Below are 15820 nucleotides of genomic sequence, written 5' to 3' on the forward strand. Positions count from 1 at the left end.
ATGGAAGGTTTAAAAGAGGCTCTTGAAACATATACCGGAGTCACAAAAACCTTAATTGCCGCCCTTGATAACGGAGATTATGATAATCTTGACAGGCTTATACTTGAAAGAGAGCAGGTTATAGAGCATGTTAAAACCATAAGCTGCACTAAAGAGGAATTCAAAAACATATGCAATGAGCTTGAAACGGAAAAATACCAGCGTATCCTTGACGAAATGACAGACCTTAAAAAAATGGAGCTTAAAAAAGAAATGGATTCCTTCAAGCGTGCGGCCAATGCCAACAAAAACTATAATAACAGCGCCTATGGTAGTTATGACTTTTTAAACAAAAAAATATGATTTTCGATAAATTCTATAAAGTTAGCAAAAATAAATACGATATATTAGTATAAAATGAAAATGTAATTTGAATCAGGCGGCCGAGTGATTTGAATTGCAATCATTCAATAAACGGTGAAAAAGGATGTTCACCTTAAATTTCAAGGAGGGAAAAATACAATGATTATTAATCACAATCTTAATGCGATGAACTCATCAAGAATGCTTAATGCTAACAACAGCAGAGCTACAAAATCCATGGAGAAGCTTTCCTCAGGTCTTAGAATAAACAGGGCTGGAGACGACGCAGCAGGTCTTGCAATATCAGAAAAAATGAGAGGCCAGATAGCAGGCTTAGACCAGGCTGCTAACAACGCACAGGATGGTATTTCATTAATCCAGACTGCAGAAGGTGCTTTAAACGAAACTCACAGCATACTCCAGAGAATGAGGGAACTTGCCGTACAGGCATCCAACGATACAAATGTTGGCGTTGACAGAACTGAAATTCAGAAGGAATTGAACCAGCTGGCAGACGAGGTTGACAGGATAGCAAATACAACCGAATTCAATACTCAGAAGCTTTTAAACGGCGACAAAGTTGGATTGAAAGCTAAAGTTGACGGGAAAGTAACATATCAAAATAATAGTTCATTAAATATAACTGGAGATATAACAATATCAGACAAGGATCTTATAAATAAATCAGGAACTATTATTATAACACGTACGAATGGAACTGTAGGCGCTTCTACATTAACTGTAAGTAATTTTCATATTGGTGATCCAAACGGCCTTGGTATGACGACTGCATCGATTACTGGCCTAAATCAACTCACTTTTAATGGGGCTACTTTGCAGTTTGCAATTGCTGGCGGTAATGATTTAATGGATATGAAAATCGGTGAAAGCATTACTGTAAGCTTGTTTGCAATGGAAGATGCAGAAACTGATGTTTCAAAAGCTCTTAGTTTCCAGATAGGAGCAAATTCCGGTCAGAATATGCTGGTTGGAATAGGTAAAATGGATGCATCATCATTAGGTATCAGGAAGGGAAGCGATGCTGTTGACGTATCTGATGCAGAAAGTGCAACAGCAGCAATAACTTCAATAAACTCCGCTATAGAAAAAGTTTCAGCTCAGAGAGCTCAGCTTGGTGCTTACCAGAACAGGCTTGAACATACAATTAACAACTTGGGAACTTCTTCAGAAAACTTAAGTGCAGCAGAATCACGTATCCGCGACGTGGACATGGCAGCAGAAATGTCAGAATACAGCAAGAACAATATTCTTGCTCAAGCTGCTCAGGCTATGCTTGCACAGGCTAACCAACAGCCGCAAAACGTGCTTCAATTATTGAGATAGTATGAACTTAAAAGGCCGGAGTATGACTCCGGCCTTTTTATATAAATAGTATTACAGGTTGAGAATATAATAGGGGGATTAGGATGATAAGCATATCGGCATGCATGATTGTAAAAAACGAGGAAGATAATATTGAGAGATGCATAAACAGCTATAAAGATATTGTAAATGAAATAATCGTAGTGGATACAGGTTCTACGGACAGAACTGTAGATATAGCGAAAAAAAATGGATGTAAAGTGTTTTTCTATAAATGGGATAATGATTTTGCATCTGCGAAAAATTATGCCATAAAGGAAGCAAAGGGGGATTGGATTATCTTTCTGGATGCCGATGAATATTTCGATTATCAACTGTCTCAAAATATCCCTCAAATTTTAGAATCGGCCGATGAAAATGTTGATGGTCTTGCCTGCACCATGATAAACATAGATAAAAATGGTGATATCATAGATGAAACGATACACCTCAGGATATTCAGAAATAAAAAACAAATATCATACAAGAATAAGATTCATGAAGTTTTATCAAAGTTATCAGGTACAATAGAGGCTAAGAAGGTTGAAAGAAACGCATTGGTTATTTATCATACAGGATATGACCGGGATTTTATGAAAATAAAGGGTAAAAGGAATCTAAAACTGCTTTTAGAACAGGAGGAAAAAGGACAATTTGACTATCGTACTGCTTATTACATAAGTGAATGCTATTATGCAATGGAACAATATGAACAAGCAGAGGAATATTCCAAAGCAGCTATAGAAAAAAGTAATAATGAACCATTTTTTTCGCTGATAAAGATGTATCAGAATTTATTGTATTCAATGTTTACCCTGGAGCGTCCAGAAAGAGAGATTAAACAATATATCGATGAGTCTAAGGATAAATTTTCTTATCATCCCGCATGCTATTTCTTTGATGCCTGGTACAATATAAATATTAAAAGGTATGATATTGCAGTTGATAGTTATAGAAAAGTGATTGAAGTGCAAAACAATTATAATGCACGAGACATTAATTTTGTTCCATCTGTAATATATGATATACATTATAAAATTGGTGAGATAAGTTTCATTAAAAATGATTATACCGGTGCTCTAGATAGTTTTGTGAAGTCCTTGAGATTTAAAAAGTATTTTTTTGAAGCCTTAATTGGATTAATAAAATTAATCAAACATGAAAGTCAAGAAGATAGCATTGTATTATTAAACAGTATTTATGATATCAATAATGAAAAAGACATGGACTTTTTAGTGGATGCTTTGATAAATCAAAAATCAGGAATAATGCTTGCTTATTACAATAACATACGTATAAAAAAATTCGGGAAACAAGATGCAGCAATTATGTATACAATGCTTTCAAATAGAAAATATGATAAAGCTTATGAAATGTTTTACCAATGCTATAGTGAGGATAGTATTAGCAATGTCATATTTTCTGTCATTTCTGCTATATGCAGTAATAACACGGATAATATGCTTGAATTGGCTAAGAAAGTAGGGCCATCATTCAAGAGGATACTAGATAATTATTCCGAAAATAATCTAACGGAATTTATATATGAAGACAAAGAAGACTACATTATGGTATTGGATGAACTTATTACATTAAATGAACATGAGGTATTAAATAAATATGTGGGATTAAAGAGATATTTTAAAAAAGATATCTCCTTGGATATCGGTAATGTTTTAAAAGCAAATGGATTGTTTAATTTTGCAATAGAAGAGTATCAATACTACATTAAAAATAATAGCAATGATAATAAATACAAGGGGGGTATATTAGCTTCGTTGGGATATAGCTATTATAGATTAAAGGATACTAACAATGCAATAATCTATTTCGAAAAAGCATTAAATATGAACACACCTTCGAGTTATAATATAAATGAAATACTTTCCTATGTAAACTGGTCAATTGAAAAGATAAATAATAAAGAAATAGTTGATAAGTTAAAAACATTAAAAAGTAAATGCGAGATTTTGATTCAGAATATTCAATTTCGTTAGAAGTTTAAATGAATTAACTTCGACAATAAATAATAATATTGTCGAAGTTAATTTTTTATAAAACCTAATTATATTAAGAATTATACCGAAATATAGGTATAAGGCTTTTTTGCATTCATGTGAATGTAAAAAATAATTGTCGAAGAATGGAGAATATAAATAATACTCTTTAAAGTTATGTTTGAAGATTGGCAGGGAGAATGAAGGAAAATGAGAAAATACCACCAGCAACAGATATTAGAATTACTTCGAACAATTAAAGAAGCACAACGTTCGGGTTTATATGAGGACTGTAAAGAAGGAGCGAGCGCTGTTTGTAATTTTATTGAGAAAATGGAGGGTAAGGGTACGCAAACAGTTGTACTGTTACAAGAATATTGCGAATTGCTGTTCAAGGCAAACAATAGGAGAATTGGAGAAGATGTACTTCATAAATATTTAAAAAAAATTGAGAGTTATGTCAGAGATGAGTTGAAACCAAATAAAATTGAGGTTGTATTCTTCCCTTATCAGTTGTCTATGTGGGATTCATTTGAAAGCATTTACTTGACTGCAAAATCTGACCCGAGCTGCAATGCTTATTGCGTACCAATTCCTTGGTTTGAAAAAAATGCCGACGGCACTGTTTTTGCCGCGCACTACGATGGTGATAAATATCCGTCGAACATAGAGGTTATAGATTGGCGCAAATATGATGTTGCGGCTCGTCATCCCGAAGTTATTTTTATACATAATCCATATGACGGTAACAATTATGTAACAACTGTTCATCCCAATTATTACAGCAATAGACTGAAAGATTTTACCGATTTGCTTGTATATATTTCATATGGTGTGTCGTACAATCACTTGAGCAACCCACAAAAATATACGGATCCGGAAAAACGCATTATATTACCTTTTTATTTAAACTGCGATTTAATGTTATTCCATCAACGCGAGCAAGCAGAACGTACAAAATATATTCTCTCAACTGACTTGCGCTGTAAAAACATACAATACAGGCAACCGCAAGAAGAAAGAGCAGTTGCGCTAGGGAGTCCGAAATTCGATAAAGTCATTAGCACGATACGTGAGAATTGTGTTCTGCCTGATGATTGGGCAACGCTTATAAATGACAAAAAAATACTGCTGTTTTGTACAAGCCTGTCAAGTATGCTTAATCTGAAAAATGGTGGAGAGAAATATTTGGATAAATTGCGGACGACTTTTAAAGCTCTAACTAATCGTGATGATATTGCGTTGTGGTGGAGACCGCATCCGCTTATGAGCAGTACTTTTCGCTCAATGCGCCGAAGTTTACTTGACAATTACTTAGAAATAGAAAATGAATTCAAAGAAAACAAAATAGGTGTTTTTGATGATACGCCGGATTTGCACAGAGCCATAGCTTGGAGTGATGGTCTTCTTACCGATAAGAGTTCCATTATGTTTATGTATTTGGCAACGGGGAAGCCGTTTTCGATAAATGCCGTTGATTGTGCGTTAGATAATCCAAAACACAGTAATTCGGTTACTTTTGACGAACAATTATCTCAGCGCATAAAAAATATGAAATTCGCAAAGGGGGCAAATGTCCACAACACACCGTTCTGCATTTGGTGGGACAATTTTTCCGAAGAGGATATGGTCAATAATACTCATTTTGATAACTTTTTAGATAATTTTATCCATTACATTACGCATACGGAAGAATATCCGGAATCAGAGGAATACAGGCTGCTGCAGTTGCAGATATATGAAGATTTTGTCGTAAATCCCGACGGTACGGCCGGATATGAAATTTACAATTACTGCAAGAAAAAAACGTTAGGAGGATAATAGATTGAAAGTTGTAATTCTTGCTGGTGGGTACGGCACTCGCTTATCCGAGGAAACGCGTGTTTTACCGAAACCTATGATAGAAATCGGCGGAATGCCTATCCTTTGGCATATAATGAAATATTACTATTCGTTTGGTCATAAGGAATTCATCATTTGCCTTGGGTACAAAGGCTATATTATAAAAGAATATTTTTATAACTATTGGCTGCGATCGTCCGATATCACCCTCAGAACCTTGGCAAGCGGAAATGACATAAAAGTTGTTCATAGTGCTGTTGAAGACTGGTCTATCACACTTGCGGATACAGGTCATGACGTGCAAACCGGACTTAGAATCAAGAATATTGAGAAGTATATCGGCAACGATAGTTTTATGCTTACATATGGCGACGGGGTGAGTGACGTTGACTTGAATGCATTGGTTGAGCAGCACAAAAACACCAACAATGTTGTTACAATAACGGCTATACAACCGCAGGGGCGTTTCGGAGAGGTTGACTTTGACGGAAATAAAAGGGTATCTGCTTTCAACGAAAAAAGGAAAAGCAAATATATAAATGCCGGATTTATGGTCGCTGAACCTGAATTGTTCAAGTATCTTGGTAAGAATGAACCGTTAGAATTCGCCCCTTTCGAAGCAATTGTCCGTGACGGCAAGCTCGGCGTATATCCGCATGAGGGATTTTGGAAGTGCATGGACACCCTCAGTGATTTGAATATTCTTGAGAGGATATGGAATGGGAAAAACGTTCCGTGGAAAGTATGGGAATAACGAAAATAAGTGTTATTATGTTGACCTATAACCGTGAAGCTTTTGTGCCGCGAGCCATTGAGAGCGTGCTCGCACAGACTCTCATCGACTTCGAGTTTATTATAATTGATAACGGCAGTACGGATAGCAGTGGGAAAATTGCAGATGACTACTCAAAGAAAGATAGCCGCATTAGGGTTATTCACCGTACAGGCGGTAATATCGGCAGCGGAAGAAATGCGGGTCTCGATATTGCAAGCGGTGACTATATAGCATTTATCGATGATGATGATTATTGTGAGACGGATTTTTTAGAGTTTCTGTACAACCTTGCAAAGACTCACAATGCTGATATTGCAACTTGCGGTTCTAGAAAGGAAGAAAACGGAAATGTATCTCCAAACGGCATTTATGAATATGATGAGCTGCATATAATGAGTACCGAAACCGCCATGGAAAACTTTATTTGGCGCAAACTTTATAACTGCGCTATGCCGACAAAGATGGTGAGGCGAGATTTGTTTAATAAAGGGACATTTTTGGAAACCGGTAAATATGACGATGTGTCAACGACTTATAAATATTTCGTCAACGCTAAAAGGGTTGTTGCTTATGGCTTGCCGAAATATACGTTTTACAGGCACGACGGTAACAATTCAAATGCTGCTACAAAGCACCATTTGCTGAACTCGGAGCAGTTGTTCGAGTATCTGAAAGCATATAATGAACGGACTTTATATATTGCCGAACATTTGCCTTCGCTGATTCCGCTCGCCAGATATAGTGAGTGGTCATATATGCTCAGTATGATTGAGAAAATCAATAAATTTAAACTGACCAACTGTAATGAACCGCTTGAATTTATGAAAAAAGAAATCCATAAAAATCTGGATGAGTTTCTTGGCGGCGGGTTTATATTAAAATTTGAAAAGGAATGGGTGAGCAGGTATTTATTATGAATTTAATTTTATCGAAAGTGACGCTTATCATTACAACACGTTGTAATTTACGATGCAAATTATGTTGTGAATATATCCCCACAAGCAAACCTTTCACAGATATGACAATCGAAGATGAAAGAAGAATACTTGACGCATTGTGTGAAACGGTTGACTGCGTGGATACTTTGCATTTATCGGGCGGCGGCGAGCCGTTTTTGCATCCGCAGCTTGCCGAAATGACAGAAACGGCATTTGAATTTTCTAACAAATTCAATAGATTTATGCTTTTTACAAACTGTACTGTTATGCCATCCGAAAAACTTATTGATGTTTTGAACAAGTATGGTGAAAGAATGATCGTTCAGGTTTCAAGATATGGTATAAATCCTGAAAAGGAGGAAGCCGTTATCAAGCAATTACAACAAGTCGGAGCAAAGCTCAAAATTGAAAAATATCATGGCGAAAACCAATCGTTCGGCGGTTGGGTAGACTTCGGCGAATGGAAAGCTCACGGACGAGCAGAAAGTGAGCTGACAGATATTTTTCACAACTGTGCCGTTACTCGCGATATGTGCGGCAATTGGCGAACAAGAGACGGAAAACTTCACTGGTGTTCACGCTCTCAACGTGGTCATGAGCTTGGCTTGATTCCCGATTTTAAAAATGATTATATCGATTTGTTTGATATAAGTACATCAAGAGAAGATAAAAGAAGCAAAATACGCTCAATCATTGAAGCTAATTACTTGTATGCCTGCGATTACTGCTCAGGACATCAGGGAACAAACGATATAAGTTTAAGATTTCCGGCTGCGGAACAATTGAAATAAACGAAACTATGCTAATATTAACATTTTTCAAACTGAGGTGTAATAATGAACAATAATAAACTTACAATTCAAAGAATTTCATTGCATACGCATTTCATTTGTAATCTGAAATGTAGAGATTGTTGCGTTCGTGCCGTTGAATATGAAAAACCATATAACCCAACTCCCGAATTCCTAATTTCCGAGATAGATAAATTGTTTTCTATTATAGATGGAATAAATTATTTTGCCATTGAGGGCGGCGAACCTTTACTATATAAAGGATTACCGGCAGTTCTTAACCATATTTTGAAATATTTAGATAGAATTAATATTGAAGTCCCTTTAATCACGAATGGCGGTTTTATTCCGGATGAGAAACTGTTGTTTGTATTAAGTCGATTTGAAAATAAAATACATATTATTGTTGATGATTATGGTCCAGGAAAATCGTCAAAAGTCAATGAGATATCAGCGCTGTTAAAAATCAAAAATATACGCTGCACTATAAAAGATTATTCTCAAAATTTATATTTTGGTGGTTGGGTTGATTTATATGGCGATTATGACAAAAAACGCACGAAGAAGGAGAGCAAGGATTTATTTCAAAAATGTGCTTGGGCGCAAAAGCTAATGGGGGTCGTCGAAGTAATAGGTGGTTGTCTGTTTTTTTGCCCTTCTGTTCGTATATTTAATGAACACGGTTTTGATACAAGCGACGGGTGGATTGATATGTACGATACCTCTGCTTCAAATAAAGACAAAAAAGAAATAATCAAAGGTTGGTATGAAAAGGATTGTTTTAATGCTTGTATGTATTGTAACGGAATACATGATGAAAGCGAACGTTTTGTTCCGGCAATTCAACTTACTCCTGAAGAACTTAAAAAAATACGAGTTAACAAAAACATATATAGGGAGCAATTATAATGTTGTCAAAAAAAATTATTATTGAAACTCACGCATACAATGCATCTAAAACTATTGAGCGAACAATACAATCGGTTTTGGCACAGACTCACCAAAATTGGGAGTGGCACTTATTCGAGAATGGGAGTACCGATGACGGCGCAACTTGGGAAATTATTCAAAAATATGCCGCAAAAGAACCGCGTATTAAAACATATCAGTGTGTTTACAACAATCCTTTAAATACATATCTGTTTTTGGCACGTGAAGCGGGTTTAAAGCAAAACATTAATAACTATTTTACTTACATTTGTGCCGATGATACTTTTGAACCTGAATTTATGTCACACATGCTTGCATTTCAGCAAGAAAATAAGCTTGATATTGTGAGCTGTACTAGTAAATATACAGACGCTGTATCAGGTGAGTTACTAAACAAATTCTTTTTGCAGCAAAGCGTTGTTATTTCTACGCCGCAGGAATACAGTGACAAATTTAGTCTTTTTTATTCATTTTACCGCGAAATGTGGGGACATTTAATTTCTTTTAGAATACTGTCAAAGTTATCACATTATAACTACTTAAAATATTTCTTAGAATATTCCTATTCTTTTCTTGCGCTGATGTTGGATATACTTAATGTTACTGACCGTGTAGGAATACTTGCCAAACCTTTGCATAATTACTATATTTCAAAAACAAGTCTTGCATTCCAGTCGGTGATGAGAAATTCCCGATTAGTTCATTTTGAATCACTGTGTGAGAAATTGAGATATTTTTTGTTGCAAAAATGTGGATATATCAGCATGGATAACGAAATATTTATCCTTAACCGTTATGCTAAAACGATTTATGATTATTTGCCGACTGCTATCTCTTGCGAGGATGATGTTCAAAAATTGTTGTTTCTAGTTAGAATTGTAAGATTTAAAAGTACAACACAGGTTTTTGAGTCAGAACTTGTTCCACAAGAACTAAAGTCAGATTTTTGCAACAAAATTTCAGAGTGGCTTACAAATGCGGTTCAAAATAAAAAATTTAACAAACCAAGAGTTATCGGCGATAAGAGCGGTGTGTTTGATTATTATGCATCAGACAGCTTGATGTCAGAATTTCAATATCAAGTAACCGATTTTTATAAGATTAATAATAGCATTGAAATTGCCGATAACAGCATTGAAATCGTCGGCAATAATACTAAACCGCTTATCAAATTCATACTCGAACTCGAAACATTCATAAGGAAATATACTTGAATGAGTTTGAGTTTTGGAGTAAACAAACAGTTTGGGAACGTATTTAATCTATGAAAGTGAGGTTTATCATGTCTAATTTTATTGATAATGTGAACAAAAAATCACAATCAAATAAAACAAGAAGATTTCATGATTACAAGTCTCCAAAAGCAGTGTTTTATGGTGCGGGTGAACACGGAGTTGCGGCTTGCAATTCTTGTCTTAATTTTGGGTTTAATGTTGTCGCATTTTGTGATTCGAATAAAACTGGTAATATTGATGTTGTTGTTCATGGCAATACTATTACATTGCCTATAATAAGTCCTGAAAAGTTAAAATCTGAGTATTCTGATGCTTTTGTCGTAGTATCTGTTAAAAATCCCATGTTTGAAAAAGAAATAATACAAAAATTAATGAATATAGGAATAAAAGAAGAGTTGATATTAAATTATGATGATTATAAAATCTCCCATAGTGATTTATACATAAAGGAAATGTCAGGTTTTTCTGATTCGTTTCTGTCAGGACATTTGAAAGGATACGAATGGTCATATAATTTTTTTGAAGATAATATTTCAAAAAATGTTATAGTAAATATTGCTTGTCTACGTCAAGGTGTAAAAGTTGATAATATTCATACTGGCGGAAAACAATATTTTGATTTAAGCATTAACGGATATGAATTTACTGAAGATGAAGTAGTCGTTGATTGCGGATATTTTACTGGCGACACTGCACAAAATTTTATTAGATCAGTGAACAATCGTTTTAAAAAGTATTATGGTTTTGAAATATCAAAGTATAATCTTTCAAGACAAAAAGATTATATTGTATCTGATAAAAGGATTGTTGTTGTAAAAAAAGGATGCTGGAGCTACGCAACTGAGTTCTTTGCATCTTTGGATATCGATTCATCGTCCAGAATTTGCAATGCTGAAACACAGCGAGGAGCAGAGGGGACAACTTTGAGTGTTGTACAAACAATATCATTAGATTCTTTCTTTAGCACCGAACCAGATATACCCACTCTAATCAAAATGGATATCGAAGGGGCAGAATTACATGCATTGCTTGGAGCCAAAAATATTATACAAAAGCATAAACCGAAGCTTGCAATTTCGGCATATCATAAACCTGAAGATATTTATGAGTTGCCGCGGTTGATTAAAGAACTTAATCCTAATTATAAATTCGCCTTAAGACATTACACTAACGGATTGTTTGAAACTGTTCTATATGCTTATTGATTAATTGACTTCAGGAACTGCTAACTATAAAAAGAGACAGGTTGAGGACGCAGAACATCCGAACATTCTTTTTTGATATTTATTAAAATACAATCCTAGAGGGAAGGAGACCATCTGAACTGATAATCCCATATATTTGTCTCCTTTCAATCTATTGTTTTGTTGCTTTAGCTGCTTTTTAGAAAATTTCTCTATTCGTAGTGACCATTTCATAAGAAATTCTTGGTTAGTTTATTTGAATCATTATGTGAAAAGTTAAGATATATTAAATAATTCATTTCAAAAATAATTAAATAAGTATAGTTATTTATTCAAATGAAAAAAGTTGATTGATATTTATAAATAGAAAAGTATTAAAATCAGAAGCTGTAAAACCAGCCTTCTTTTTATCTTTCGGAACCAACACAAGATATCACTAACTCTGTATTAAAACCTCTAAAGTTTAAACTCAAACTTCCGATAAATATAGTAATATCAAGTATGCAGAGGTGATTACCATGGATATCAACAATGTAAATTCAAACGGCCAAGCAGCCGTAGTAAGGCCCATAGCCGGAGGGGCTCAAAAAGTGCCGGAAGTAAAAAGAGAGCAAATCGAAATCAAGCATGAATTTCCGGGTAGCAATAAAGATTTAGAAGGTGCAGTAAAATTTGTCAATAAGGTACTCTTTAAAAATAATACTCACCTAAAATTCCAGGTTCACGAAGTAACAAATGATATAATGGTTAAAATTGTTGACGACGCGACAGGAGATATTGTCAAGGAAATTCCGCCGGAAAAATTACTTGATATGGTGGCAAAGCTCTGGGAGATAGCAGGGATAATAGTGGATGAGAGAAGGTAGAATTTATGGCGGTCAATAATATTAACTTAAATAAAATTGACCCTGTTATTGTTAATCATGTGCAGCAGCAAACAGTGGAAGGTGTTGTACATGCATCTGAAAAAACAAGAATTGATAAGGATAAAAAGGAAAAAAAGCAGCAGTTTTCATACAAGAGCATAAAAGATAAACTAGCCCGGCTTAATTCCCGGCTTAGTTCCGCCGGCATTGATGCTGTCTTTGAAATGCAGGATGATGGTTCGGTAGTCGCCTATGATAAAGATAGAAATATTATAAAGAAGTTCAGCAAAGATGAACTTAATAATCTTCTGGATAACATGGAAGATATGGCAGGGGTTTTTGTTGATTTAAAAAAATAGAGGAGATGGAGATATGTATAATCAGACATCCAATGCATATCAGGTTTACCGGGATAACGAAGTGCTCATGGCATCCCGGGGAAAGCTTTTAGTTATGCTGTATGAAGGTGCAATGAAGTTCTTAAGATATGCCCAACTTTCCATAGATGACAAAAATTACGAAGAAGCCAATAAATATTTTCAAAAAACTCAGGATATCATAAGTGAGCTTATGGTGACTCTCAATATGGATTTTGAAGTATCAAAAGGCTTGTATTCGCTTTATGACTATATGAAATACCGCTTGGTTCAGGCTAATATTAAAAAGGATAAGGAAATGATAGACGAAGTATATAAAATGCTTTCTGAATTAAAAGAAACCTGGGAAAAGGCTATGACAATGATTTAGGAATTCCTTCTTCAAATTTACTTTTATAAATTATTAAGCAAAATGCGAGTTGTTTTAATCAGCTCGCATTTTGCATTATATATGGAACGGTTTTTGTTATTGGCTGAATAAAGGTCTGTCCAAAAGTCTATAATCCCAAATAAAAGACAAGTTCTAAATTGAGGGGATTAACTGTGAGAAACAAGGCCTTTAATTTGTTGGTTGCACAATATATAATGGCTGTTTTAGTTTTAGCTTTTGGATATTATTCTTACGCCTGGTTTTCAAATTCAGATATTATTACTAACGGTGATTTCACTTCCGGCACTCTTGAAATTCAAGGTCCAGGTGGTGAGGCAAAAGCAGAATTATTTAATATAAATATTACCGGCCCCGGCTGGGAAGAAACCAGTGAAATCAATATAAATAACACCGGTACTTTAGATTTTGATTACCGTATGTATATTGACCTTTCAAATATTGAAGGGAATTTATTATATGACGGTAATTATCCGTTGATTTTAAAGCTCATGCGGGGAGAAACATTAATGACGGAAGCTCCCTTAAACCAGCTTGGATTTGTAGACATGGGTTCGGTTGCTGCGGGAGAAAGTGAAAATCTTTCCTTTGAATTTCATCTTCCTTTAGAGGCGGACAGTCAGTATCAAGGAGCATCGGCTAATTTAACATTTGTTTTTGAAGCCAGGCAAAGAACTCCTGGGGCGACATATCCCGGAGCAAAAGTAATTTATGCAAATTACAGGGGTATTCAGACAGCTATAAATTCAGCAGCTGATGGTGATATCATAATTGTTGATAAGGCAGGAGTATACGATGAAAGTATTGTTATAGATAAACCTCTGACACTATTAGGGATACAAAAGGATGTACCGGGATTTGGTCATGGAAGAGTTGTCGGAGGCTCTCCTATTAATGAGGTAACCATAACTTCAAAAGGGGGAGAGCCTGCCATAACATTGATAGGAAGAGGCACATCGGATGTGACAATAAAAGGGTTCACTATCGGGAAGGCCGGTTCTAAACTGCCTTCCATAGGTATCAAAGCAGAAGGGGATATAAGCAATGTTTTAATTGAAAACAATATATTTTACGGAACCTCCGGTGAAGGAATAAAATTTAATGATATAAATAGAGACAATGTAATAATCCGCGGCAATATGTTTTGTGATTGGAGTTCTCAAAATATTACTACTATATCACTAATAGGCGGAGAAAGCAACAATCTTACGGTAGACAGAAATTTAATAAGAAAAACCGATGGTAATTCTTTGCCTATTGGTTCCCGAAGTATAGCAGTGAGCGGAGCCATAAATTCAAGTATAACCAATAATATTATAGAAAGAGTCAATAGAACAGGTATACAGCTCAACAACGGAGGCGAAAATATTATTTGTTCCAATAACACTATAACAAAATCCGGGACTGCCGCAGTTCATGTAGTAACCGGAGGTACAAGTAGCATGAAGGATATTACAATAAGCAGCAATGAAATAACTGATTCCAACAGATATGGTATTTTGATAGAAAAATCAGCATCACTATCGGGTAATACTATAGAAAATCTTAAAATAAAAGATAATATTATAAAGGTAGATACCAATCCAATGGAGGCAACAACAAATGCTGCCGGCATATGGATAGAGCTGGACCCAACTGTTTCGGCTAACCATGGAAATATTAACATAAATAAAAATACTATAGATTTTTACAAAGGAAAGGTTATAAGCAGCAATAATATGGCAGGTATAATGCTTATGGGGAAAATAAACAGGGTTGATATATTAAATAATAACTTGACTGGCAATCAGAAGGTAAATACGGGTATATATATTAAAAGATCTTTTTCAGGTTATGATATACCGGTTGATGCTGTAATAAACTGCCCTCAAGACCAAAACACCATAAAAGGTTTTAACAAACATAACATATTGGATGAAAGACTAAACTAGAAACAGCCTTATTAACCAATATCCCAAGGATGCACAGATGAATCCTAGTGCAATACTGGCCGTCATATATATTATTGCTTTCTTAAATTCCTTATTTTCTAAAAGCTTATGTTCTTCAAAGATAGCAGTGGAAAAGGTGGTATATGCACCGGCAAAGCCCAAGGTTAAGAATAAAAAGAGATATTGGTTAATTTCTATAATACTGTTCAGTGAAAATATCATTCCTAGAAAGAATGAGCCGGTAAGATTAACTGCTACCGTACCGGCAGGAAATGATTTGTTGGGAAAAATACTGCTTATTTTATATCTTAATATGCTGCCTAAGAATCCGCCGCAGGATATACATAATATTTTATATATAGTCATGGTTGTCTTACCTCTGTTTTTGAAAAATGCTTATTAAAAAGTCCGGCTGATAATACTCCGAGATAAAGAAAGATCATGCCTGAAACCACGCTTAATAATAGATAAGCAATGGCAAGGATTAATTCCTTATTTATAACGATAGAATTCAGTTCAACCATAAAGGTTGAAAAAGTGGTATATGAGCCGATAAATCCCGTGGATACAAAAAGCTTTACATTATCACTCAGCTTTAAGTAATCCCGGGTGGCTGTCATGAAAAATCCTAAAAGAAAGCAGCCGGTGATATTAATAATCAAAGTATTGAAAGGCATGGAATATTGAAGATTTTGACCTATCAAGGCTGATAGTAAGAATCTGAGATTGCTGCCTAATATTCCTCCTAAACCTATATATAAGTATTTTTTCATTTTTTCCTCCAGGTGCGGTTAACAAATACTAATATAAACTAATTTTACACCTAAATATTTATAAATACAAAAACATGTCGAAATTAAAT

The 15820-nt window shown here is 34.9% G+C and carries 16 protein-coding genes; 14 read left to right on the forward strand and 2 right to left on the reverse strand.

Annotated features, from left to right (window positions below; all coding sequences use genetic code 11):
* The 14 genes from fliT (at window position 1) to OXPF_RS08745 (ending at window position 14958) form a co-directional block, all read left to right on the forward strand.
* Window positions 1-342, forward strand: a complete 342-nt coding sequence (gene fliT, locus OXPF_RS08680; protein WP_054874805.1) for a flagellar protein FliT — start codon at window positions 1-3, stop codon at window positions 340-342.
* Window positions 343-501: 159 nt separating this feature from the next.
* Window positions 502-1686: a flagellin N-terminal helical domain-containing protein gene (locus OXPF_RS08685; RefSeq protein ID WP_054874806.1), complete on the forward strand. Its 1185-nt coding sequence runs from the start codon at window positions 502-504 to the stop codon at window positions 1684-1686.
* An 83-nt stretch (window positions 1687-1769) separates the two neighbouring features.
* The gene (locus OXPF_RS08690) at window positions 1770-3701 is read left to right on the forward strand and encodes a glycosyltransferase family 2 protein (protein ID WP_054874807.1); all 1932 of its coding nucleotides are present in this window, start codon (window positions 1770-1772) and stop codon (window positions 3699-3701) included.
* Window positions 3702-3911: 210 nt separating this feature from the next.
* Window positions 3912-5522 (forward strand): CDP-glycerol glycerophosphotransferase family protein, encoded by a 1611-nt coding sequence (locus OXPF_RS08695; RefSeq protein ID WP_054874808.1) that lies wholly within the window; start codon window positions 3912-3914, stop codon window positions 5520-5522.
* Window positions 5523-5526: 4 nt separating this feature from the next.
* Window positions 5527-6297, forward strand: coding sequence for a glucose-1-phosphate cytidylyltransferase (gene rfbF, locus OXPF_RS08700; RefSeq protein ID WP_054874809.1), 771 nt, complete (start codon window positions 5527-5529; stop codon window positions 6295-6297).
* Between the two features lie 17 nt (window positions 6298-6314).
* On the forward strand, window positions 6315-7235 hold the full coding sequence (locus tag OXPF_RS08705) for a glycosyltransferase family 2 protein (RefSeq protein ID WP_242854365.1): 921 nt from the start codon (window positions 6315-6317) through the stop codon (window positions 7233-7235).
* Window positions 7232-8047: a radical SAM protein gene (locus tag OXPF_RS08710; RefSeq protein ID WP_054874811.1), complete on the forward strand. Its 816-nt coding sequence runs from the start codon at window positions 7232-7234 to the stop codon at window positions 8045-8047. The genes OXPF_RS08705 and OXPF_RS08710 overlap by 4 nt, the downstream gene beginning before the upstream one ends.
* A gap of 45 nt (window positions 8048-8092) precedes the next feature.
* Window positions 8093-8956: a radical SAM protein gene (locus tag OXPF_RS08715; RefSeq protein ID WP_054874812.1), complete on the forward strand. Its 864-nt coding sequence runs from the start codon at window positions 8093-8095 to the stop codon at window positions 8954-8956.
* The gene (locus OXPF_RS08720; RefSeq protein ID WP_054874813.1) at window positions 8956-10191 is read left to right on the forward strand and encodes a glycosyltransferase family 2 protein; all 1236 of its coding nucleotides are present in this window, start codon (window positions 8956-8958) and stop codon (window positions 10189-10191) included. Before OXPF_RS08715 ends, OXPF_RS08720 begins: the two co-directional genes overlap by 1 nt.
* A gap of 68 nt (window positions 10192-10259) precedes the next feature.
* Entirely contained in the window at window positions 10260-11417 is a 1158-nt protein-coding gene (locus OXPF_RS08725; RefSeq protein WP_054874814.1) for an FkbM family methyltransferase, read from the forward strand.
* Window positions 11418-11914: 497 nt separating this feature from the next.
* Window positions 11915-12262, forward strand: a complete 348-nt coding sequence (locus tag OXPF_RS08730) for a flagellar protein FlaG (RefSeq protein ID WP_054874815.1) — start codon at window positions 11915-11917, stop codon at window positions 12260-12262.
* Window positions 12263-12267: 5 nt separating this feature from the next.
* Entirely contained in the window at window positions 12268-12621 is a 354-nt protein-coding gene (locus OXPF_RS08735; protein ID WP_054874816.1) for a flagellar protein FlaG, read from the forward strand.
* Window positions 12622-12634: 13 nt separating this feature from the next.
* Window positions 12635-13009, forward strand: a complete 375-nt coding sequence (gene fliS, locus OXPF_RS08740; RefSeq protein ID WP_054874817.1) for a flagellar export chaperone FliS — start codon at window positions 12635-12637, stop codon at window positions 13007-13009.
* A 173-nt stretch (window positions 13010-13182) separates the two neighbouring features.
* Window positions 13183-14958: a right-handed parallel beta-helix repeat-containing protein gene (locus tag OXPF_RS08745; RefSeq protein ID WP_054874818.1), complete on the forward strand. Its 1776-nt coding sequence runs from the start codon at window positions 13183-13185 to the stop codon at window positions 14956-14958.
* Here OXPF_RS08745 and crcB (OXPF_RS08750) read toward each other — a convergent pair.
* Window positions 14950-15324: a fluoride efflux transporter CrcB gene (crcB, locus tag OXPF_RS08750; RefSeq protein ID WP_054874819.1), complete on the reverse strand. Its 375-nt coding sequence runs from the start codon at window positions 15322-15324 to the stop codon at window positions 14950-14952. The two genes, OXPF_RS08745 and crcB (OXPF_RS08750), sit on opposite strands and share 9 nt — an antisense overlap.
* Entirely contained in the window at window positions 15321-15731 is a 411-nt protein-coding gene (crcB, locus tag OXPF_RS08755) for a fluoride efflux transporter CrcB (protein ID WP_054874820.1), read from the reverse strand. Before crcB (OXPF_RS08755) ends, crcB (OXPF_RS08750) begins: the two co-directional genes overlap by 4 nt.
* Between the last annotated feature and the right edge of the window lie 89 nt (window positions 15732-15820).

The organism is Oxobacter pfennigii, assembly GCF_001317355.1.
GTDB lineage: Bacteria > Bacillota > Clostridia > Clostridiales > Oxobacteraceae > Oxobacter > Oxobacter pfennigii.

Bases quoted from the DNA above. Each gene is read 5' to 3' on its own strand.
- fliT (WP_054874805.1), top strand. From the start codon at position 1: ATGGAAGGTTTAAAAGAGGCTCTTGAAACATATACCGGAGTCACAAAA.
- OXPF_RS08685 (WP_054874806.1), top strand. From the start codon at position 502: ATGATTATTAATCACAATCTTAATGCGATGAACTCATCAAGAATGCTT.
- OXPF_RS08690 (WP_054874807.1), top strand. From the start codon at position 1,770: ATGATAAGCATATCGGCATGCATGATTGTAAAAAACGAGGAAGATAAT.
- OXPF_RS08695 (WP_054874808.1), top strand. From the start codon at position 3,912: ATGAGAAAATACCACCAGCAACAGATATTAGAATTACTTCGAACAATT.
- OXPF_RS08705 (WP_242854365.1), top strand. From the start codon at position 6,315: ATGTTGACCTATAACCGTGAAGCTTTTGTGCCGCGAGCCATTGAGAGC.
- OXPF_RS08710 (WP_054874811.1), top strand. From the start codon at position 7,232: ATGAATTTAATTTTATCGAAAGTGACGCTTATCATTACAACACGTTGT.
- OXPF_RS08715 (WP_054874812.1), top strand. From the start codon at position 8,093: ATGAACAATAATAAACTTACAATTCAAAGAATTTCATTGCATACGCAT.
- OXPF_RS08720 (WP_054874813.1), top strand. From the start codon at position 8,956: ATGTTGTCAAAAAAAATTATTATTGAAACTCACGCATACAATGCATCT.
- OXPF_RS08725 (WP_054874814.1), top strand. From the start codon at position 10,260: ATGTCTAATTTTATTGATAATGTGAACAAAAAATCACAATCAAATAAA.
- OXPF_RS08730 (WP_054874815.1), top strand. From the start codon at position 11,915: ATGGATATCAACAATGTAAATTCAAACGGCCAAGCAGCCGTAGTAAGG.
- OXPF_RS08735 (WP_054874816.1), top strand. From the start codon at position 12,268: ATGGCGGTCAATAATATTAACTTAAATAAAATTGACCCTGTTATTGTT.
- fliS (WP_054874817.1), top strand. From the start codon at position 12,635: ATGTATAATCAGACATCCAATGCATATCAGGTTTACCGGGATAACGAA.
- crcB (WP_054874819.1), bottom strand. From the start codon at position 15,324: ATGACTATATATAAAATATTATGTATATCCTGCGGCGGATTCTTAGGC.
- crcB (WP_054874820.1), bottom strand. From the start codon at position 15,731: ATGAAAAAATACTTATATATAGGTTTAGGAGGAATATTAGGCAGCAAT.